Genomic DNA, 20,646 nt, shown 5'->3' with positions numbered 1-20,646 from the left:
TTTCGCTACTCAGTTTGCGCAATCGGCGCCCACCCATCTCACGGACGGTTCGGATCGCAGCAGCCGACACGCGCCGCCGCGTGGGTGTCTTCGCAGCAGCCCGAATTCAGTATTGTTCCGGAATGTACGGCCAACCCCGCCCACTCTAGTCTGAGAAACCGTTGCTCAAATTGCGCAATTGCAGCGGCGTTGAACTTTCCTGGAGCCGAGGGGGTCCATGGCAGGTCCTGCAACAGACTGTGACCGCACTCCGCTGCAATCGTTTCAGCACGTGCGAACCAGCCACGTCGGCGCACTGGAAGCGGCCGTTTGGCGGCACTACCCCGGCGCGAAGTTCGATATCAACGACCGCGACAGGACCCTCGACGCCGTCGCCAATCGCTGCCAGCTCGGCAGCATCGCGCTGGCCTATGCCAGGAATCGCGCACGATTGCGGATCGAAATCCCTTCGCTCGAAGTCTACGCCCTGCTGTTCGCGTTCAAGGGCAGCGCGCGAGGGGTGATCGGCCGCGGCAGCGTCGATATTGATGCCGATCGGGGCCTGATCGGCTCCCCCTTCGAGCGCGCCCATCTCGACTATGGTGCAGAATTTGAACACTTCCTCCTCAGCGTGAACCCCCGGGCGCTGTGCGCGAAGCTGGAAGCGTTGACCGGAGCCCCCTTGAAGGCTCCTCCGGTGTTTGCACCGGCTGCGGATTTCCAGCGTCCTGACACTGAGAATCTCCGAAGACTATTCACGTTTCTTGTCGACCAGCTCGACCGCGGCAATTACCCCCTTCATCCACTGGCATCGGCTGAATTCGAGCAGGCAATGATCGTGTCGTTCCTGAGGGCGAACGATAACAATTACAGCGTTCTGCTGCGTCGCAGCCTCCCGTCTGCGGCTTCCTGGCAAGTCCATCGCGCCGAGGCCTATATCGAGGCAAATTGGCAGCAGCCTCTGACGATCGAGGCACTCGCGGCGGTAACCGGCGTGAGCGCACGTACGTTATTCCATTCATTCAGGAAGAGCCGCGGCTATTCGCCAATGGATTTCGTGAAGCGAGTTCGACTGAACCACGCCCGACGGATGCTGCAAGACACGCGCAACGCGACCTCGGTAACCGACGTCGCCTTCACATGCGGATTCGGCAATCTCGGCCACTTCTCCGGATACTATCGACGCGCATTCGGCGAGCCGCCATCAGCAACCCTGCGGCACGCATTGAGGGCGTAGCCCGGCGACGGCCTGCCGTGGGTCGATCGCGTTGATGAGCAAAACGTGCTGGCGTAAGGCGGACCAGTCGGCGCGCGGAAAGCTAGAGCCAATCCTTGGTCGTCTGGGAGCAAGCCTGGTAGTCGCGCCGCCAGACAAATCCATGGCCGCCGCACGGCGGACGTGGGCGCGTGGTGGCGGGACATTCGTTCCTGACCCGCGCACTGGTGCCCCAGCCGTCGATCACGCAGGCGCCTCCCGAGGTCCTGTGGCAGCCGTCGCCGCATCCCTCCGCGGCGTTGGCCGGAGTCAGGCCCAGGAACGCACCTGTCGTCAGAACCGCGAACAAACATGCTCTCATGATGATCTCCATCGAGCTTTTGGTCGTGATGCTTCATTCGCGACCTAAGCGTAGGCGATCTCGACGCGGCTTGCCACTGACCCGACGCACACATTCCGGTGTGCGTGATGCGATCATGATGCAATTCCACTGCATCGCACCATGATCCATCTCATTGTTTGAGCATGATCTCCGCGCAAATGCGTTCCGCGTTTGTCGCGAGGGAAAACCGGTTTCCACTTTTCCGGATCACGCTCAGCGCGCCACCGCGCAGCCGGGAATGTCGAACACCGCGGTCAGGCCGCAGGGCGAGTTGAGCATCTTGCCGCCCTGATGACCGACGCCTTGCACGTCCCACACGCTGTGGTTCGGCGCGCCGTGGTCGCGTGCCTGCATCGCCGTGACGTAGGAATGCCCGCGCGCGTAGCGATACGGTCCTTCGGCCTCCGCCATGCAGGATTTGTCGAGCGCGGGATGATCGGGGTTGGTGTCGAGCGTGCCCAGCAGATAGATCACGCGGCGCGCGACATAGGCCTGCTCCAGCGCAGCCGGCGAAGGCGCGGCGAGATAGGGCGGACGATCGTCCATGCCGAACTTCCAGCTGTTATAGCCTTCGCATGTCGCCGCGATCGCGGGCTCCGGCCGCTCCTTGGTGAAATAGGCGTAGGAGGACGGATTTGCGACCACATAGCGTACGCCGACGCCCTCGCGCAGCAGCACCTGATCGCCCTTCACCGCGATCGCATAGCGCTGCACCACCTGGCCGCCGCCGGAATGGCCGAACACGACGACCTGCTTCAGGTTCGGAAACAGCTTGCGGTCGGCGAGCTTCGCCAGGATCGCATCGAGCGCCTGGAACGAGCTCGCCGGATCGGGCGCGAGCGCGGGCTCGCCGCCCTGCCAGCCATAAAGGCTCCAGCGCAGCGTGTCCGCCGGCAGCTTGAACGCCTCGACGTCGGGCTCGATCAGGACGGCGCGATCATCAGCGCGCTCTTGCCGGCGTCGCCGGCCGCAGCCTGTGCGCTCAGCGCCGCGCGAAAATAATCGTCGGCATTGCGCAGCACGCCATGCAGCACGAGCACCGCGCGGGTAACGTCAGGCAGCGGGTTGGACCAATCGGCCGAGAGGTAGACCGGAAAGGTCGCGCTGCCGACCGTGATCCGCCCGCTCGCGACCTGCTTGACCGGCTTCTTGTCACGCTCGATCTGCGCCTGCGTTGCCGCCGCGATCGGTGCGTGCGCGGCCGTCACGACGACCAACGCCAAGGCCGCGAGCCAGGCTCGATGATGCATGGTTCAACTCCGTTGGCGCCGCCGGCAGCGATGCGATCGGCCGCGATCATGGCGCGTTTCGCGTCGGTTCGAGCATGAATTTTCAGTAAGCCGCCTCGTTTCTTCCGGACGACGCTCAAGCCGCGAGCCGTCCGCGATTATTCGCGGCAAGGATCGGGCGGATCAGGCGGCCGAACCGCTCGGCCTCCTCGTCGTGCAGATAGCCGGAAAGGCAGAAAGAGTGGCAGCCGGCGTCGATGAACTGCTGCAAGGTCGCGGCGCACTGCTCGGGATTGCCGACCACGGCAATCCCGGCGCCGGGCCGCACCTTGGTGATTCCGGTCCACAGATGCGGCATCAAGAGATCGCCATAGTCGCGCGCGAGCTGCTGCACGCGCTGGTTGGCCTCCGACCTGACGTAGAGCGTCTTCATCTCCTGCTTCTGCCGCTCGGTGGCGTGGCGCACCAGCTGGTCGGCCGCCTCCCAGGCGTCCGCCTCGCTCTCGCGGCAGATCACCTGCAGCCGCATGCCGAAGCCGATCGCATCCTCGCGATCATGCGCCCGCGCCATCCGCCGGATCTCGGCGATATTCTCCGCGATCCGCTCCGGCAGGTCGCCCCAGAACAGATGGACGTCGGAATGCCTGGCCGAGACCTCCCAGGCCTGCCGCGAGCCGCCGCCGAGATAGAATTTCGGAAACGGCTGCTGCAACGGACGCGGCCGGATATGCGCGCCGGAGATGGTGTGAAACTTGCCCTGGAAGGTCACCGGCCCGCGCGTCGTCCACAGCGCCTTCAGGATCGAGACCTCCTCCTCCATCAGCGCGTAGCGTTCCTCTTTCGCGTAGCGCACGCCTTCGGCCTCGACCTCGCTCTCGTTCTGGCCGGCGATCAGGTTGACGCAGATCCGCCCGCCCGACATCTGGTCGAAGGTCGAGATCATCTTGGCCATCAGCACCGGGTTGATGTAGCCGGGCCTCGCTGCGATCAGCGGCTTGATCCGCGCCGAGCGCGCCGCCATGAAGGCACCCGTGATCCAGGCCTCCCAGCACACCGAGCCGACCGGGATCAGCAGATACTCGAAGCCGGCATCCTCGGCCGCCTGAACCACGCGCTCGCAGAGTTCCGGCGACCCGGCAACCTGCGCGTCCATCAGCCCATAGGCCGTGGTGTCGCCATGCGTGGGCAGATACCAGCCGAATTCCAGCGGACGCATAGGCAAACTCCCTCGAAAGACGGCCTTTTTGCTTGGACCTGTCATATTAACGCAGGCAGTTTACAGCCTGGCCCGGCCCCGCCAAGGCCGTTGCCGACAACGGACCAATCAGCTAAATCAACCCCTGCACGCACCCGTAGCTCAGCTGGATAGAGCGTTGCCCTCCGAAGGCAAAGGTCACACGTTCGAATCGTGTCGGGTGCGCCATTCTCGGTCAAAATTGGGCACCATGGCCCCATCTTGTCGTGGCGCTCGTTGAGATCGCAAATCGCGTCGTTCGGCCCCGTAATGCGGATTTGCTCGGGGTCCAATGCAGACGACCTCGGCAACGAAAAGGCGAAGCCACTGGCGACGAAAGCTGGATCGGCGCCGCGCAGCCGCGACCTGATCGCATCAGAAGACTGACCAAGTTCGACCGGGTTCAATACGATTGGGTTGATTGATTTGCGGCGTCCAAGCTGAGCGATGGCGGTTTCATGCTCGATGCGCTGGAGGCGGAGGGCATCGACCCGTTCGCGCAACATGGGGGCGTTGTGATCGGCAAAGTCCGGTCATCATGCATGGCGGCGCTGACGCTCTGTCTGGCGGGTGTGGCGCTTGCCGACGATTTGCAGACCGTCGGCAATTCGGACAGTCTCGGTTTTTCGGCGTGGCGGTTGGACACATTGCCTCCTGGTTGAGGCAGCACCTCCCGTCCGGTTCGGAGCCGCTTCAAGATCATCCGCCGACTCGACATCGGCCGCGTCAGGGGCGTATCAGCGAACCTGCGTGGTTTTCGCGCCAACAATGGCATCGGAGTATTTCCGGTCGTGGACACCAGCGGTTTGATGTCGATCGATCTGGGGTTACGGGGCGCCGTCGTCGCATTGTGCCTGCTGATCGCAGCCATGGCGCTGCGCGATCGTCGAGATAGCACGGCCGCGCTACTGGGCGCCGCGCTCGCGATCGGCGCCGCGGCTTCGATGATCTGTACGGCACCGACGTTCCCGCGACCATATGCGTGGTGGGGTTTGTTGCTGCTGGCGTTGTCCAGCGCGAACTCTGTCATGTTCTGGCTATGGGCACGTGCCGCCTTCGATGACGATTTCGTGTCGCGTCCCTGGCATGGCGCCCTCTGGGCGGCCGTCGCCGCCGCGCAATGGCTGGACGCCAGCGGCGTCACCCGGTCGGCCGCGCTCGAGGTCGCGATCGAGCGTGCGCTATCGCTTGCCTTTCTCGGCTTCGCGTTGTTGGCGGTGGCGCAGACGCTTCTCACCTGGCGGGCGGATCTGGTGGAGGGCCGGCGCCGGCTCCGGCTGGTCGTCTTGATCGGGGCGTCGGCCCAAACCGTTGTCAACTCTTACTTGAGCTTGTTGCAGCAGCCTTCGATTCGCACTTTTTCCATTTCCGGCATCGCCAATGTCTTTGTTCTGTTTGCGTTGGCAGGCATAAGCGTCTGGAATCTGCTGGAGGCGCGGAAAGGTTCGATTCTGCCGCCCGCGCCAAATCTGCCCTTGGGCGCGCCAGCCAAGGCATCCGACGAACGGAGCCAGCCTGCCGCGATTGAACCGGCTATCCTGGGTCGGTTGAAAAAGCTGATGACCGACGAGCGCATCTATCGGCGTGAGGGGCTAACCATTGGATCGCTATCCGCCGAGCTTGGCGTGGCGGAGTACCGGATGCGGCAGCTCATCAATGAGGGCCTTGGTTACCGCAATTTCAACGCGTTTCTCAATCATTACCGGATTGTGGAAGTCAAGGCAGCACTGGTCGACCCCGGACAAGTGCAAGTCCCGGTGCTGACAATCGCGATGGACGCTGGTTTCCAGTCGATCGGGCCGTTCAATCGCGCCTTCAAGGCTGCGACAGATCTGACCCCAACCGAGTTCCGTCGCCTTGCAATGACGGAAAATGCTGTGCCGGGAAGCGACCGATTAAAAATCGGCCAGTCAGGTTAAAGAATCGGCCAGCCGGATTGCAGAAATCGGCAAGAAGAAATCGAAAGTATTTGACAGACTGATGGCGATCTCCTCGCAATAGCTGCGACAACGGGGCTGGCCCATGCGATATCGCCGATTCGCCGTTTCATTGACTTCGCTGGTGGCACTCACGCTCTGTATGGGGGGTGTGGCGCTTGCCGATGATTTACAGACCGTCGGCGATCCGGACAGTCTCGGCTTTTCGGCGAAACGGCTGGCGCGCATGACTTCCTGGTTCGAGGCGCAGAGCCAAAAGGGCGATCCCTCAGGCTTTGTCGTTGGAATCGTAAAGGACGGCAAGCTCGCCTATTTGCAGCCCACCGGCTTTGAGGACCACGACAAGAAAATTCCGATGCGGCCGGATTCGATCTTCCGCATTGGATCGATGTCCAAGCAGATCACCAGCGTCGCCACCATGATGCTGGTCGATGACGGCAAGCTCGAGCTTGACGCTCCCGTGGCGCAGTATTTGCCGGAGCTCAAGGATATGCAGGTCGTCAAGACCGATCCGGCGACCGGAGACGCGATCCTCCTTGAGCTTGAACCGGCCAAACGGGCGATGACCATCCGCGACCTTCTGCGCAATACGTCCGGTCTGGTCTATGCGTCCCCCGACTTTGCCGATCCCGGATTTGGCAATGCCGCGATTCACGTACTCTACGGCGTCAAGGCGCCGTTCCGCCGCGACAAGCCTATTTCGTCCCTTGTCGCGAGCCTCGGCACACTTCCGCTGCTGCATCAGCCAGGCGAAGTCTGGGAATATGCTGTCGGCTACGATGTTCTCGGCCGCGTCATCGAAGTCGTATCGGGCCAGAATTTCGATCAGTTTCTGCAAAGCCGCCTGTTCGCGCCGCTCCATATGGTCGACAGCGGCTTCTCGGTGCCCCCGGATAAACTCGACCGTCTCGTCGCTGTGCCGGGTGCGCAACCCTCAGTCCTTTTTTGGGATGGGGACGTCGGCAAACCGCAAACGTTCTTTTCGGGCGGCGGAGGGATCGTCTCGACGGTCCCCGATTTCCTGCGTTTCTGCCAGATGCTGCTCAATGGCGGCGAACTCGATGGCGTGCGCATTTTGAAGCCGGAAACGGTCCGGCTCATGCTGACAAATTCGATGCCGCCCGATATCCACTTCGCGGGACACGAAGCCGGTCCGGCCTATGGGACGGGTTGGGGTCTGGGCTTCGCCATTCGCACCAATCCGAACTTCAGCTTAATCCCGGGCGCGGTCGGAAGCTTCAACTGGCAGGGAAGCTGGGGCACATTCTTCTCGGTCGACCCGGTACAGAAGCTGATCCTGATCATGATGATGCAGCGAAACCAGGGCAATGATAACGGCTTCTATTTCAACGCCATCCGTCGCCTACCCTATGCGGCGTTGAAGGTGCCTGAAGCGCCGGCGCCGGTCGCAGCCGAGCAACGAAATGCCGGCGCCCTCACCGGATACGTTGGACGTTATGTTTTCGGCGGGTCTGCAAGCTCGCTGGACAGACAGACCTCGGTCGCTGACGGGAATAGTTGGACCGGGCTTGAATCGGTTGTTGCGGACAGCGGTGGCCTCAAGGTGATCAAGCTGGCCGACGGCGGCCCCGCCGCAAGAGCGGGCGTCCTGGCGGGAGATATTATCACCGCTATCGGCGATAGATCGATCAAGGGCCTGACCCTGGAAGCGGCCTTTCGCCGGATTTCCGGCCCGGTCAACGCGACCATCAGGCTCAAGATCATCCGCGAGCGGCAGAACGATCTGATCGTGATCGCCTTTGCCCGGGAAGCGGTCCCTTCGCACAGTGTCGCGCTTCAAGTCAGTGTCGCGGACGGAAAGCTTGTCGTTGAAGCCACGGGCGGTTGGTCGATCCTTGATTTCGACAAGAGCGAGCCGATGCCCGTGGCGGTTCTTTCGAAGGATGAATTCTACGTCGACGGTGGCGATCATACGCGGATCGCTTTCACGCGCGACGCCGCCGGCATAGTCAACCGCGCGGTTCTCAATCCGGGACCCTGGGAGCAACGCGGCGCACGCGTCCAATAGGACACACTGACAGCTGGCGCTCCCGCGGCCATCGCCATTCACATGCGCCTAGAATTTCCGTCCGCTGGATTCCATTTTTTTGCATTCCCCGCTGATCGTCAGGGATTTTCCTCCTGACGAAAGGGTCTTGGTCGCCTTGCCCGACTGCCGGGAAATAGTGATCGAAAGCGAAGCTGCTTGCTCCTTGCCATCGATCGTAACCTTGGTCGGGCCATCGAAGGCGAAGGAATCCTGGCTCACTTTCCAGCCTCCGGCTGTATCGATGTAATATTGCAGGGTCGACGCGGCCATGTTCCAGTCGTCAGTTGAAGCAAGCGGAAAATCGCACTCCAGCGCTGCGACCGTGTTTTGTGCGTGACCTTCCAGGGTCAACGCTCCCAAGGCAAGAAGTGATAAAAACCCATTTCGTATGACTTGCACGTAATACCCCTCAAAGCTTCCAATGAGTGACCCCGCAACATAGCCGCTCGGCGCAACCGAGGCGAGCGCCCCACGAGGACGGAATGGCTTCCAAGGGTGACGCTCGTCCGGTGTTCTCTACCGTAAAATCACGGAAGCACCAGCCCGCCGGCCCCTCGCTTCCCCGCCCTCAGCTTCGGTTCAGCAGCTGCCAGGTCGATGTGGCGAACGCGATCGGCTCGCCGGTCGCGTTCGATGCCTCGGATTGGACGAAGAAGGTCTTGCGGCCGCGCTTCAGGAAGGTCGCGTGGCAGGTCACGCGCCCTTCGCGGACCGCGGCGAGATATTGCACCTTCATCTCGAGCGTGGTGCCGGCGCCCGCGACATGGTTGACGAGATGCCCCATTGAAATATCGAGCGCGGTCGCGAGTATCCCGCCGTGCAGTGTGCCCTGCGGGTTGAACAGCGGTCGCACGACGTGAAAGGACACGGTGCACGCCTCGCCCTGGTAGGCGATATCAAGTCCGAGGAAGCGCGACAGGAAGAACGATCCGAATTCCTGCCGCTCGTCCTCGACGGCGCGGCGCAGCATCTGCTCGGCAATATCTCTCATGACAACACTCACATGGGCGATCGCACGAAGCTCCGTCCATGATCTCCGAACGCGCCTTCGACCGCGAATCTCTCCAGCCGATCGTCGGTCCAGCCAAGCCATTCCGCAAGCACCTCGCGCGTGTGTTCGCCGAGCATTGGCGGCGGAGTCGACGGCGCCGGCGGTTCGTCGCCGAACCGCGTCGGCCTCGCGATGAACCTGACGTCACCCGCCGCCGGATGGCGGACGCTCTGGACCATGCCGCGCTGCGTCAGTTGCGGCGTTTCGCAGACTTCGCCGACCGACTTGATCGCGCCGCAGGGAATGCCGGCCGCGCCCAGTGCTTGCAGCCAATCGGCGCGGCTGCCTTGCGCGAAGATCGGGATGAGGATCGCGACCAGCTCGTTGCGGCTTGCCGCGCGCTTCGGGGCGGTTTCGAAGCGGACGTCTTCGCGCAGATCCGGACGGCCGATCACGTCGCAAAACGCCACCCAGAACTTGTCGTTCGCGACGCCGACATTGATCCAGCCATCGCCGGTTTCAAACGTTTCATACGGACTGATGGTCGGATGGACGTTGCCGCGGCGCACAGGGCTTTGTCCCGTGGCGAAGTACATGCCGGCATTGAATGTCAGGAGTGACGCCATCGCGTCGAGCATGGAGACGTCGACCCGGCCGCCCTCACCGGTCCGGCTCTTCCGCATCAATGCCGCCAGCACCGAATGCGACGCGTAGAGACCGGTGACGAGATCGGCGATCGACGTGCCGACCTTGGTCGGCGGCCCCTTGGGATCGCCGGTGATGTCCATCACGCCGCACTCGCCCTGAAGGATCAGATCGTAGCCGGGGCGTCCGGCATCCGCACCTGTGCGGCCGAACCCGGTGATGCTGCACAGGATGATGTCAGGCCGGCGGGCTCGCAGCGCGTCGAAGCCGAGCCCCCATCTGTCGAGCGTGCCGGGACGGAAATTCTCGATCACGACTCGGCGGCGGATGCGAGATCGAGCACCGCGTCGCGTCCCGCCGGCGACTTCAGATCGACGGCGCAGCTGCGCTTGTTGCGGTTCACCGACAGGAAATACGCGCTCTCGCCGCCGACGAAGGGCGGCCCATAGCGGCGGCTCTCATCGCCTTGCCTGGGATCCTCGATCTTGACGATGTCGGCGCCGAGATCGCCAAGCTGCATGGTGGCAAAGGGACCCGAGACCACCCGGCAGAGATCGAGGACCCTGATGCCCGACAGCGGCTCGCGATCAGACGATCGCATCGGCGAGGTCTTTCATCGACGGCACCAGGATATCGGGCTGGTGCGGCGTGACGCCGAACGGACGGCTGCGGCGGTCGATGAAGGCCGTGCGCATGCCGGCGGACTTGGCGCCGATGCAGTCGAAGGCATGATTGGCCACGAACAGCACCTGGTCGGGCTTCACGCCCATGATCTCGGCCGCCTTGGTGTAGGTCGCGACATGCGGCTTGAACGAATTGGCCTCAGCCACAGAGATCACGCGATCGAACGGGATCTTGTGATACTGCTTCGCGGTCTCGAGCATGTCGGAATCGCCGTTCGACAGCACGACGAGCTTGTACTTGCTTTGCAGCCGCGCGAGCGCCTCCGGCACTTCCGGAAACGGCACCAGCTTCTCGATCTCGCCGACGAGATAGCGCACGTCGTCCATCGTGTAGTCGATCTTGGCGCGGTCCATCACGTGGGCAACCGCGCGGTGCCCGATTTCGCGATAGGGCGTGTGCTCGCGATGCAGCAGCGCATCGATCATCGAGTTCTCGAAATGGGTGCGGCGCCACCAGGTGACGAAGGAATTCGGATCGCCCTTCCAGCCCTTGTTCTGAAGGAACGGTGCCGCGATTTTTGTCAGGCCGCCCTGCATGTCGACGACGGTCCCGTACTGATCGAACATGCAGACCTTCACGTCGCGCTTGATCGTCTCAAAGCTCATTGATGCCTCCTTGGTCGGATCGATTGATACGCCCTGCGCCGTCATGGATGAAATGGATTTGTTATCTGTCAGTATTCACGATATGAATGACCGATGAACCTTCGATCCATCGACCTCAACCTGCTCGTCGCGCTGGACGCACTGCTGGCCGAGCGTCACGTCACCAAGGCGGCGGACCGCGTCGGCCTCAGTCAACCGGCGATGAGCAACGCGCTCAACCGGTTGCGCGCGATGTTCGAGGACGAGCTGCTGGTGCGGACGACGAGCGGCATGAAGCCGACGCCGCGCGCCACCGAACTGGCGGAGCCGCTGCGCCAGGTGCTGCGCCAGGTCGAGCGCGTGATGGCAAGCGATGCCGGCTTCGACCCGAGCCGGACGGAGCGCACCTTCACGATCAGGATGTCGGACATTCTCGCCTGCCTGCTGCTGCCGAGGCTCGCGGCGGCACGACCGCCGGACGCGCGGATCTCCTACAACGTCATCCACCTGCCGCCTGCGCTGACGATCGATGCGCTGGAGCGGGACGAGATCGACGTCGCGGTCAGCATGGGGCTCGACCATTCCGCATCGATCCGTTCGGAGACGCTGCTGCGCGACCGCATGGTCTGCCTGATGCGGAGCAGCCACCAGATCAAGCACGGACGGCTGACCTTCGAGCGCTTCATCGCGCAGGAGCACATGAAAGTCTCGATCAGCCCGGCCGATCTTCGTTTCGTCGACGACGTGCTCGCTGAGCGCGGCCACCGCAGACGCATCGCGCTGAATGTACCGCATTGGCTGGTGGTGCCGCATGTTCTGAAGCAGACCGATCTGCTCGCCGTGATGCCGAGGCATCTAGCCGCCGTGCTGATGGATGACGGCCTGCGGATGGAGGACCTGCCGTTCGAGTCCGCCCCGTTCGACTGGATGCTGTATTGGCATCGCCGATACGATCAGAGCAACGCGAACGGCTGGCTCCGCGACCGGATCAAGGCAGCCTGCTCCGGCTTGGATTAGACACCGATATCCGCCGGCCTCCGCGCGATCGACGGCTGGCTTCCCGCTGTGGCCTCCGCCACGGCCGACGCATCCTCCAGCGAGCGTCCCTTGGTCTCGAACCCGAACATGAGGAAGACCACGGCCTGGAACACGAGGATGCCGGCCAGGGTCGTCAGCACGCCGGTCAATCCTTGCCAGGCGAAGATCGCGACCACGACGTACTGGACCAGCGCGGTCGCGATGCGGCCGGACGTGGCGCAGATCGCGGTGCCGCGAAGCCGATAGCGCGTCGGGAACAATTCGGGGACGTGCATCGCGAACCCGGTCGCCAGCATGACATAGATCGCCGTGACGAGCAGGAAGCCCACGCCGGCGAGCGCCGCACCATCCGGCATGTGTGGATAGGCGATACCGAGGATCGCAGCCGCAATCGACGAGCAGACGATCGACAGCCTGCGTCCGAGCCGGTCCGCCAACACCAGCCCGATCAGCGATCCGACCGGCCCGCCCAGCGCCATCACGGTGATGTAGCCCAGCGAGGACACCACGCTGTGGCCGCCCTTGACCATGAAGCTCGGCAGCCAGCCGATGAATCCGTAGAGACTGAACCCGACGACGATGTGCAGCAGGCTGCCGAGCAGCGTGCGCGCCAGATACGGCGGCTGGAACAAACGCCAGACCGAACCGGGAGGGTCCTGCGCCGGGGCGCCGGCGACGACAGGAGGCAGCGTCCCCTTGCGCGCGGCCTCCGCCTCGATCGCCGCCAGGATCTTCTCGGCTTCATCGGCGCGTCCGTTGGCGGCCAACCAGCGCGGCGATTCCGGCATCGACTTGCGCAAGATCCAGACGATCATCGCAAGCAGGCCGACAAGGCCGAACATGTAGCGCCATCCAAGCGTCGGGATCACCCACAGGCCGATCATGGAGGACGCGAACAGCGAGAAGTTGGTGATGACAGCCAAGAGCCCGATCCAGCGGCCACGCGATGATGCCGGCACGAACTCCGTCAAGGTCGCGTAGCCGACCACGATCTCCGCACCGAGCCCGATGCCGATGATGAAACGCAGGCCGATCAGCACCGTCATGCTGGGTGCGAAGGCCGCCGCGATCGACGCGAGGCCAAAGATCGCAAGGTTCATCTGGTAGGAGAAGCGGCGGCCGAAGCGGTCGCCGAGGATGCCGGAGAACCAGGCGCCGATCGTCATTCCGACAAAGGTCGCGGAGACGAAGGCAGCATTGAGCTCGAGCGTCGACCAGCCATCCTTCAGCACCGCACCCAGCACGCCGCCGGCCAGATAGATATCGAATGCGTCGAGGAACATGCCGGCACCGATCAGGGCCAGGATGCGCCAGTGGAATCCGCAGATCGGAAGCCGGTCGAGGCGTGCGCCCGCGTTGATGTCGATGTCGGCGGATCGCGCCATGCCAAACCTCCCTGTCGTCTTTGTGGGAACTCGATGCTCCGGTCACCGATTGATGATGCGCAGGGGGTCGCCGTCCAATTCAAAACGAGAATTCGACTATTTGGCGCAGTGATGAAGCGCGCGCCTTGCAGCCCGCGATGTCCGCGCAATGTTGCTCAGCCGCGCGTCGAAGCTACGCAGCTATCGGCAACGAAGACACCGCGACGGCAGAGCACGAGGTAGACACGCGGCACTTGCATCTTTCGTGCGAGTCGCCTGGCTCACGTTCCCACTTCGACTGCACAATCGCGTTCCATCCTGACACCAAGCTGACTTGCATCCGTCGCCATTAACGATCACGCGTCGCGCGATCTCGAAATCACGGTGTCGGCGCAAACATTCACAACGGGTTCATGTCGCCGCCACTATTCGATTCCAACGCTGGGGGAAGAAGATTGGAGTATGTGCCATGCGCCGCATCGCCGGACTGCCTCTCGCCTTAGCTCTCAGCCTCTGCTGTCTCTCGTCGCCCAACGCTGCACACGCACAGCTCGCCATCGGTGTCGGCATCGGCATCACCGTGAATGCGGCGCCGCCGCCATTGCCGGTCTATGTGCAGCCGCCGATGCCCGCGGTCGGCTACATCTGGACCCCGGGCTATTGGGCCTGGAGCGACGATATCGGCTACTACTGGGTGCCCGGCACATGGGTGCAGCCGCCCGCGCCCGAGCTGCTATGGACACCCGGCTATTGGGGCTGGAACGATGGCGTCTACGCTTTCCACGCCGGATATTGGGGAGCGACCGTCGGCTTCTACGGCGGCATCTCCTATGGCTTCGGCTACACCGGCGTCGGCTATGAGGGCGGCTACTGGCGCGGCGGCAGCTTCTTCTACAACAGCTCGGTCAACAACATCTCCAACGTCTCGGTCACCAACGTCTACAACAAGACCGTCATCAACAACACGACCAACGTCAGCTACAATGGCGGCACCGGCGGCACCACGGTGAGGCCGACGCCGCAGCAGGTCGCGGCCGCGAACGGGCACCACGTGGCTGCGACCGCCGAGCAGACGCGGCACGCGGAAGCGGCGATGAAGGATCCGGCGCTGACGCTCGCCAACAACCATGGTCATCCGGCGGTCGCCGCGACGGCACACGCCGCACAATTCAGCGGCGCGGGCGTGATCGCCGCGCGACCGGGCAAGCCGATCGCGGCGCCGCCGCCCCGGCATGCGCAGCCGACGGCCGAGCACGCTCTGCCGACGGGGAATGCCGTGCCGCCTGGACACGCTTTGCCGACCGGAAACGCGCTGCCGCCAGTGCACGCCGCACCGGCAGAGCACGCTCAAACGACGGGTCACGCGCTGCCGTCAGGAAATGCTCTGCCGGCAGGACACACGCAACCGGCCGGGAACGCTCCGCCGGCAGGACACGCTCTGCCGACAGGAAACGCACTGCCGGCCGCGCGCGCTGCACCGGCGGAACACGCTCAAGCGACAGGACATACGTTGCCGACAGCCCACGCGCTGCCCGGCGCTGGCAACCACCCCTCGCCGGCGCCACATGTCGCCGCGCCAGCCGTGCATGCGCCAAGGCCGCAGGTCGCACAGCATGCACCGCCTGCGTCACGCCCGGCTGCGCATCCGCCGGCCCCGCACGTCGCGCAAGCGGCCGTACATCGTGCCCCGCCGCCCCGGCCTGCAGCGCCGCACGTGTCGCGGCCGGCCCCGCGGCCTCATCCTGCGCCACGGCCGCAGCATCCCGCTGCGCGACCCGCGCCACACAAACACGCATGATCGCGCTCGTCGGCGTGCCTGCAAGGGCACGCCGATTTCACATGAGGGCCCATCGCGGACAAAGCGGCGGCGCGCGAGGTGCCGCCGTCAAGCCAACGCGTCGGCCGCGTCTCTGATCGCGGCGTAGATTTCCTCAAGGTCCGCTTCCGTCGCGCAGTAGGGCGGCATGAGGTAGATCGTGTTGCCGAGCGGGCGCAGCAACAGATTTCGATGCGCGAAGAACGCTTGAAGTTTTGGGCCGATGCCGGCGAGATAACCGGCGTCACTTGCCTTCAGGTCGAGTGCGGTGATGGTCCCGGTGCGGCGGACGTTTTCGAAACGTGGATCGGCGCGGAACGGCGCAAGCATCCGCTCCTGCATCGCGGCGAGCGCGGCGACGCGCGCGTCCGCGCCGTGTTGCCAGAGCTCGAGGTTGGCCCTTGCGGCGGCGCAGGCGACCGGATTCGCCGTATAGGAACTGGAATGGAAGAAGGTTCGCGAACGATCGCTTGAATAGTGCGCGTCGTAGATCTCGGCGCGGCACAGCGTCACCGCGAGCGGCAGCGATCCGCCGGTGAGCCCCTTGGAGTAGCAGGCGATATCCGGCCTGACGTCGGCCTGCTCGCACGCGAACAAGGTGCCGGTGCGGCCCCAGCCGGTCATCACTTCGTCGGCAATGAACAGCACATCCGCCGCTTCGCAGATGCGCTTCATTTCCTTCAGCACTCGGGGCAAATACATCAGCATCCCGCCCGCGCCGAGGATCAGCGGCTCGACGATGAACGCTGCCGCGCTCTCGTCCTTGCACGCGGCTTCGAGCGCATCGAGCGTTGTCTGCTCGTGGCCAACAGCCGGAAACGGGATAGACGCGACGTCGAACAGCAGCGGCTCGTAAGCCTTGTTGAAGACACCGCGCGCGCCGACCGACATCGTCCCTACGGTGTCGCCATGGTAGGAGTGCTCCATGACGATGATCCGCGTGCGCGGCACGCCGATATTGTGCCAATAGCCGAGCGCCATCTTCAGCGCCACTTCCACGCTGGTCGAGCCGGAGTCGGAAAAGAACACATGGTCCAGCCCATCCGGCGCAAGCTTGACGAGCTGCGCTGCGACCGCTTCGGCCGGTTCGTGGGTATGCCCGGCAAAAATGATCTGGTTGAGCTGCTCCGCCTGATCCTGGATCGCGCGCACGATGTGCGGATGGCAATGGCCATGTGTCACGACCCACCAGGACGCGATCGCATCGATGATGCGGCGATCATCCGCGGTGTAGAGATAGGCGCCCTCGCCGCGCACGATCCTCGTCATCTCGCCATGCAGCGCATGCTGCGTGAACGGGTGCCAGATCGGTGACTTGCGTGCGGGCATCATGGATTGAAATCTTCGCGCCGGAATGAATCCCTGAATGCCGCCTGCAGCGTGTCCGGCGCAAGCGGCGACAGCAGCGGCAACCGGCCCAGTCGGCGCACCTGCCCTAACGCGCAGATAGCGCGCTCGCTCTCGGGATTGCTCTCGCCGATGAAGGCCACTCCGACGATGTCGATCCGGCGCTTGCGCAGCGCCTCGACCGACAGCAGCGAATGATTGATGGTGCCAAGTGCCGTCCGGGCGCAGAGCACGACCGGCAACCGCCATCGCTCGAAGATGTCGATGTAAAGCGTGTCGTCATTCAGCGGCACCATCAGCCCGCCGGCGCCTTCGATCACCAGCGGCCGGTTCGAAGTCGCGGGCACATCGAGCGCGCCGGGATCGATGCGCACGCCGTCGATCGCGGCGGCCTGATGCGGCGATGCCGGCGTTCGAAGCCGGTAGCGTTCCGGCACGATGCGGTCGGCCGGGATGCCGCCTAGCCGAGCCACCAGTTGCGCGTCGGTCTCCTCGTCGAGGCCCGACTGAACCGGCTTCCAGTAGTTCGCGCCGAGGAAGCTGGAGAGACCCGCCGAGAAGACGGTCTTTCCAATTCCGGTATCGGTGCCGGTCACCACGATCGCGCTGCTCATTGTGGCCATCCGTTGGTCTCCGCGACCAGCGTGTCGAGCAGCGCGCGCACGTCGTCCTCGTCGACATTGAGGGTGATCGCAATCCGCAGGCGCGCGGTGCCCGCCGGCACGGTCGGCGGCCGGATGCCCCTGACGTCGAAGCCGCGTGACTGCAGTGCGGACGCAAGCTGCATCGCGCGTGCATTGTCGCCGACGATATAGGGCACGATCTGCGAGCGCGACGGACTGCGCCAGCCGCGCAGATCAAGCTCGCGATGGGTGAACGCGACCAGGTTTGCCAGACGCTGTTGATGCTGGGGCTCCTGTTGCAGGATCAGCAGCGCCTCGCGCACGGCAACCGCGGTCAGCGGCGATGGCGCGGTGGCGAAGATGAACGGGCGGCAGCGATTGACCATGAAGTCGCGCAGCACGGTCGGGGCCGTGACCAGCGCGCCCGCCGCGCCCAGCGCCTTGCCGCAGGTATGAACGATCACGAGGTTGTCGCGGCCCTCATAGGGCGCCGTCAGGCCGCGCCCCTGCTCGCCATAGACACCGGTGCCATGCGCCTCGTCCACCATCAGGAACGCGTCGTGCCGATCCGCGATGACGACGAGATCGTCGAGCGGCGCGACGTCGCCATCCATGCTGTAGACACTCTCGACCACGATCCAGACCCGGCCCGTTCCGCCCTCGCCGCGCCAGCCGCGAATGGTATCCTCGACCGATTGCGGATCATTGTGGGCGCTGAACCTGAATTCCGCCCGGCCGGCCCGCGCACCCTCATGGATGCTCGCATGCACCAGGGCATCGAGCACCAGCAGATCGCCGCGCTGCGGCAGCGTCGTCAGCACGGCGAAATTGGCGACATAGCCGCCGCCGAAGAACAAGGCAGTCTCGGCACGGAAGAACGTGGCGGCTTCGGTCTCCAGCCACTCATGCTCCTCGCAATTGCCGCGCAAGAGCCGCGAGCCGCCGGCGCCGATCGGCGTGCCGGCTTCGAGCGCGGCCGCAACCGCCTGCTTGATGCGCGGCGCGGTCGCTAGCGCCAGATAGTCGTTCGAGACGAAATCGATGCCTGCGCGCGGCTTGAGGCCGCGCAGCCGATCGTCCTTGCTCAGGGCGTGCAAGGCCGCGGCGTAATCAGCGGCCTTGGCCGCATGGATTGCGCTCATGCTTCTCTCTCAGATGCAAGGTTGGTCACGCGCGGACTGTGGCCGCGCGCTCGCGGAAGATTGCGATCAGGCGAGGCGGGAGGTGATGCCGAGCCGATCCAGCAAATCGGCGTCGCGGTCGCGCTGCGGATTCTTGGTGGTCAGCAGCACATCGCCGATGAAGATCGAGTTCGCGCCGGCGAGGAAGCACATCGCCTGCAGCTCATCGGTCATGTATTGCCGCCCGGCCGACAGCCGCACCACGCTCTGCGGCATCATGATCCGCGCGGTTGCGACCAGCCGCACCAGCGCGATCGGATCGGGACGCTCCGCGGTGTCGTTGACCGGCACGCCCTTGACCTCGTTCCACAGATTGATCGGCACGCTTTCCGGATGGCTGGGGAGATTGGCGAGCAGCATCAGCATGCCGAGCCGGTCCTCGACCTGTTCACCCATGCCGATGATGCCGCCGCAGCAGACCTTGATGCCGGCGTCGCGCACATGCGCCAGCGTATCGATGCGCTCCTGCAAGGTGCGGGTGGTGATGATCTTGTCGTAGAATTCCGGCGAGGTATCGACATTGTGGTTGTAGAAATCGAGCCCGGCCTCAGAGAGGCGCTCGGCCTGCTTCGGCGTCAGCATGCCGAGCGTGACGCAGGTCTCCATGCCGAGCCCCTTCACCGCGCTGACCATGTCGCAGACCTGATCGAGATCGCGGTCCTTGGGACTGCGCCAGGCCGCGGCCATGCAGAAGCGTGTGGCACCGGCGTCCTTGGCGCGCTGCGCGACCGCGACCACCTCATCGCGGGGCATCAGGCGGGTGGCTTTCAGGCCGGTATCGTAATGCGCGCTCTGGGAGCAGTAACCGCAGTCTTCCGGGCAGCCGCCGGTCTTGATGCTGAGCAGGCTCGCGGTTTCGACGTGGTTCGGATTGAAGTTGGCGCGATGGACGCCCTGCGCCTGAAACATCAGGTCCGCGAACGGCAGATTGTAGAGCGCCTCGGCCTCGGCGCGCTGCCAGGTCTTGCGCGGCGCCGCGCCGGCGCGGTGTTCGGTGCGTTCGATCTCAACGACATCAACCATCGGGCTAACCTTCTCGCTTGTTGCAAATCATAGATAATCTGGTATATTATCTATGATTTCGGACTTAGAATGATGCTAGCCGAGGCTCCGCGTGAGCGCACCCGTTTTTATGATAGATAATCTATGATGGACGAAGGCCAGAACACGACAACTGCCGGGCGCATCGCCGAGGCGATCGGCGAGCGCATCATCAGCGGCACATTGCCGCCGGATGCGCCGCTCCGGCAGGACCATGTCGCGCACGAATTCCACTCCAGCCACGTCCCGGTACGCGAGGCCTTCAGGCAGTTGGAGGCGCAGCATCTCGTCGTTGCGGTGCCGCGCCGCGGCGTGCGGGTGGCGCCGCTCGACACCAAATCGGTGAAGGAGATCGCCGAGATGCGCGCCGCGCTGGAGGTGGTCGCGTTGCGCAACGCGGCGCCGAAATTCACGTCGGCGCATCTGGCACGGATCGAGGTCGCGCTGGTCGAAGGCGACAATGCCGAGACGGTCGAGGAATTCGAGATGGCCAATCGCGCCTTTCATCACGCGCTGGTGGCGCCTTGCGCGATGCCGCGGCTGCTCGCCAGCCTCGACGGCCTGCAGCTGGCGAATTCACGCCTGGTATTCGCGATGGCGCGCAACGCCGGCTGGCGGCCGCGGCCGAGCCAGGATCATCGCGTGATCCTGCAGGCGCTGCGCGCCCGCAACATCGAGCAGGCCTGCAGTCTTCTGGCGCGGCATATCCAGACGATCGAGCGGCTTGCGCTGCCGGCGGCGTGACAGAAATCTGCGATCCGCTACGCGATCGCCACGATCTCCAGCTCCTGATCGCCTGACCCGACGACGTCGCCCAGCGCCTTGCCCATCAGCGACCTTGCTACCGGGGAAACGAAGGAGATCGAGCCCGCCTTCGGATCGGCTTCGTCCTCACCGACGATGCGGTAGGTCTGCACGCGTCCGTCGGCGCGGCTGAAGGTCACCGTGCTGCCGAAGGCGACGGTTTCGGTCGAGGTCGGATCTGCGACGACCTGCGCGGTGCGGAGCCGCTCGGTGAGATAGCGCGTGTCACGCAACGGAACCGCCGACTGCCGCCGACGCTCGTTGACGTCCTCCAGTTGCTGCGCGGCCTCAAAGGCGGCGCGCGCCTCCTGAAGCTGGCGCTCCAGCGCCTTGCGTCCCGCTTCGGTCACCAGGTTGGGATGCGGCGAGATCGGACGATCCGGCAACAGCGTTTCGGACGCGGTCTCGGCACTTTCTTCCTTGGTGAAGGCAACGCTCAATCTGGAACTCCCTCGATGAGGCAGCCAGTATAGCGCCGCCTCACGCGCCCCGCTAATGCGC

At 64.2% G+C, this 20,646-nt stretch carries 20 protein-coding genes, 1 tRNA gene and 1 pseudogene; 8 read left to right on the top strand and 14 right to left on the bottom strand.

Annotated elements, in window-relative coordinates; translation table 11 throughout:
* The first annotated feature begins 217 nt into the window (after window positions 1–217).
* Complete coding sequence (locus tag ALC15_RS20155) at window positions 218–1,216, top strand: helix-turn-helix domain-containing protein (protein ID WP_063781850.1); 999 nt, start codon at window positions 218–220, stop codon at window positions 1,214–1,216.
* A gap of 82 nt (window positions 1,217–1,298) precedes the next feature.
* On the opposite strand, the gene ALC15_RS20150 is transcribed toward ALC15_RS20155, so the two are convergent.
* From ALC15_RS20150 to ALC15_RS20140, 3 genes and pseudogenes are all read right to left on the bottom strand, one after another.
* On the bottom strand, window positions 1,299–1,556 hold the full coding sequence (locus tag ALC15_RS20150; protein ID WP_244486170.1) for a GCG_CRPN prefix-to-repeats domain-containing protein: 258 nt from the start codon (window positions 1,554–1,556) through the stop codon (window positions 1,299–1,301).
* A 234-nt stretch (window positions 1,557–1,790) separates the two neighbouring features.
* Window positions 1,791–2,827, bottom strand: a pseudogene (locus ALC15_RS20145) (alpha/beta hydrolase).
* 115 nt (window positions 2,828–2,942) lie between these two features.
* On the bottom strand, window positions 2,943–4,022 hold the full coding sequence (locus ALC15_RS20140; protein ID WP_050628757.1) for an LLM class flavin-dependent oxidoreductase: 1,080 nt from the start codon (window positions 4,020–4,022) through the stop codon (window positions 2,943–2,945).
* Window positions 4,023–4,152: 130 nt separating this feature from the next.
* On the opposite strand from ALC15_RS20140, the gene ALC15_RS20135 reads away from it, so the two are divergent.
* The 4 genes from ALC15_RS20135 to ALC15_RS20120 all read left to right on the top strand — a co-directional run bounded on the left by ALC15_RS20135 (window position 4,153) and on the right by ALC15_RS20120 (window position 8,006).
* Window positions 4,153–4,229, top strand: a tRNA-Arg gene (locus ALC15_RS20135).
* Between the two features lie 269 nt (window positions 4,230–4,498).
* On the top strand, window positions 4,499–4,702 hold the full coding sequence (locus ALC15_RS20130) for a hypothetical protein (RefSeq protein WP_050628756.1): 204 nt from the start codon (window positions 4,499–4,501) through the stop codon (window positions 4,700–4,702).
* A 129-nt stretch (window positions 4,703–4,831) separates the two neighbouring features.
* Window positions 4,832–5,959: a helix-turn-helix domain-containing protein gene (locus ALC15_RS20125; RefSeq protein ID WP_244486169.1), complete on the top strand. Its 1,128-nt coding sequence runs from the start codon at window positions 4,832–4,834 to the stop codon at window positions 5,957–5,959.
* A gap of 103 nt (window positions 5,960–6,062) precedes the next feature.
* A complete protein-coding gene (locus ALC15_RS20120) occupies window positions 6,063–8,006 on the top strand; it encodes a serine hydrolase domain-containing protein (protein WP_050628754.1) in 1,944 nt (647 codons plus the stop codon).
* Between the two features lie 48 nt (window positions 8,007–8,054).
* Here ALC15_RS20120 and ALC15_RS20115 read toward each other — a convergent pair whose 3' ends face one another.
* From ALC15_RS20115 to ALC15_RS20100, 5 genes are all read right to left on the bottom strand, one after another.
* Complete coding sequence (locus ALC15_RS20115; protein ID WP_128089539.1) at window positions 8,055–8,426, bottom strand: hypothetical protein; 372 nt, start codon at window positions 8,424–8,426, stop codon at window positions 8,055–8,057.
* 169 nt (window positions 8,427–8,595) lie between these two features.
* On the bottom strand, window positions 8,596–9,018 hold the full coding sequence (locus ALC15_RS20110; protein ID WP_063781849.1) for a PaaI family thioesterase: 423 nt from the start codon (window positions 9,016–9,018) through the stop codon (window positions 8,596–8,598).
* 8 nt (window positions 9,019–9,026) lie between these two features.
* On the bottom strand, window positions 9,027–9,977 hold the full coding sequence (locus ALC15_RS20105; RefSeq protein WP_283806282.1) for a CaiB/BaiF CoA transferase family protein: 951 nt from the start codon (window positions 9,975–9,977) through the stop codon (window positions 9,027–9,029).
* Complete coding sequence (locus ALC15_RS47230; RefSeq protein WP_283806281.1) at window positions 9,974–10,264, bottom strand: CoA transferase; 291 nt, start codon at window positions 10,262–10,264, stop codon at window positions 9,974–9,976. Before ALC15_RS47230 ends, ALC15_RS20105 begins: the two co-directional genes overlap by 4 nt.
* The gene (locus ALC15_RS20100) at window positions 10,251–10,952 is read right to left on the bottom strand and encodes a haloacid dehalogenase type II (protein WP_050628803.1); all 702 of its coding nucleotides are present in this window, start codon (window positions 10,950–10,952) and stop codon (window positions 10,251–10,253) included. Before ALC15_RS20100 ends, ALC15_RS47230 begins: the two co-directional genes overlap by 14 nt.
* A 93-nt stretch (window positions 10,953–11,045) precedes the next feature.
* Here ALC15_RS20100 and ALC15_RS20095 point away from each other — a divergent pair, with 93 nt between their 5' ends.
* Window positions 11,046–11,948: a LysR family transcriptional regulator gene (locus ALC15_RS20095; RefSeq protein ID WP_050628752.1), complete on the top strand. Its 903-nt coding sequence runs from the start codon at window positions 11,046–11,048 to the stop codon at window positions 11,946–11,948.
* On the opposite strand, the gene ALC15_RS20090 is transcribed toward ALC15_RS20095, so the two are convergent.
* A complete protein-coding gene (locus tag ALC15_RS20090; protein WP_050628751.1) occupies window positions 11,945–13,354 on the bottom strand; it encodes an MFS transporter in 1,410 nt (469 codons plus the stop codon). The genes ALC15_RS20095 and ALC15_RS20090 overlap by 4 nt on opposite strands.
* Window positions 13,355–13,802: 448 nt before the next feature.
* Between ALC15_RS20090 and ALC15_RS45175 the strand changes: the two genes are divergently transcribed.
* Complete coding sequence (locus ALC15_RS45175; RefSeq protein ID WP_050628750.1) at window positions 13,803–15,131, top strand: YXWGXW repeat-containing protein; 1,329 nt, start codon at window positions 13,803–13,805, stop codon at window positions 15,129–15,131.
* An 87-nt stretch (window positions 15,132–15,218) separates the two neighbouring features.
* Here the strand turns inward: ALC15_RS45175 and ALC15_RS20080 are convergent, their stop codons facing one another.
* From ALC15_RS20080 to bioB, 4 genes are all read right to left on the bottom strand, one after another.
* On the bottom strand, window positions 15,219–16,481 hold the full coding sequence (locus ALC15_RS20080) for an adenosylmethionine--8-amino-7-oxononanoate transaminase (RefSeq protein ID WP_050628749.1): 1,263 nt from the start codon (window positions 16,479–16,481) through the stop codon (window positions 15,219–15,221).
* Complete coding sequence (bioD, locus tag ALC15_RS20075; protein ID WP_050628748.1) at window positions 16,478–17,110, bottom strand: dethiobiotin synthase; 633 nt, start codon at window positions 17,108–17,110, stop codon at window positions 16,478–16,480. The genes ALC15_RS20080 and bioD overlap by 4 nt, the downstream gene beginning before the upstream one ends.
* Window positions 17,107–18,261, bottom strand: a complete 1,155-nt coding sequence (locus tag ALC15_RS20070; protein ID WP_050628747.1) for an 8-amino-7-oxononanoate synthase — start codon at window positions 18,259–18,261, stop codon at window positions 17,107–17,109. Before ALC15_RS20070 ends, bioD begins: the two co-directional genes overlap by 4 nt.
* A gap of 66 nt (window positions 18,262–18,327) precedes the next feature.
* Window positions 18,328–19,323, bottom strand: coding sequence for a biotin synthase BioB (gene bioB / locus ALC15_RS20065; RefSeq protein ID WP_050628746.1), 996 nt, complete (start codon window positions 19,321–19,323; stop codon window positions 18,328–18,330).
* A gap of 123 nt (window positions 19,324–19,446) precedes the next feature.
* Between bioB and ALC15_RS20060 the strand changes: the two genes are divergently transcribed.
* A complete protein-coding gene (locus tag ALC15_RS20060; protein WP_050628745.1) occupies window positions 19,447–20,085 on the top strand; it encodes a GntR family transcriptional regulator in 639 nt (212 codons plus the stop codon).
* A 17-nt stretch (window positions 20,086–20,102) separates the two neighbouring features.
* On the opposite strand, the gene greA is transcribed toward ALC15_RS20060, so the two are convergent.
* Window positions 20,103–20,585 (bottom strand): transcription elongation factor GreA, encoded by a 483-nt coding sequence (greA, locus tag ALC15_RS20055; protein WP_050628744.1) that lies wholly within the window; start codon window positions 20,583–20,585, stop codon window positions 20,103–20,105.
* Window positions 20,586–20,646 lie beyond the last annotated feature (61 nt).

It is taken from the genome of Bradyrhizobium viridifuturi (genome assembly GCF_001238275.1).
GTDB lineage: Bacteria > Pseudomonadota > Alphaproteobacteria > Rhizobiales > Xanthobacteraceae > Bradyrhizobium > Bradyrhizobium viridifuturi.
This window is presented reverse-complemented; position numbering and strand designations above follow the sequence as displayed.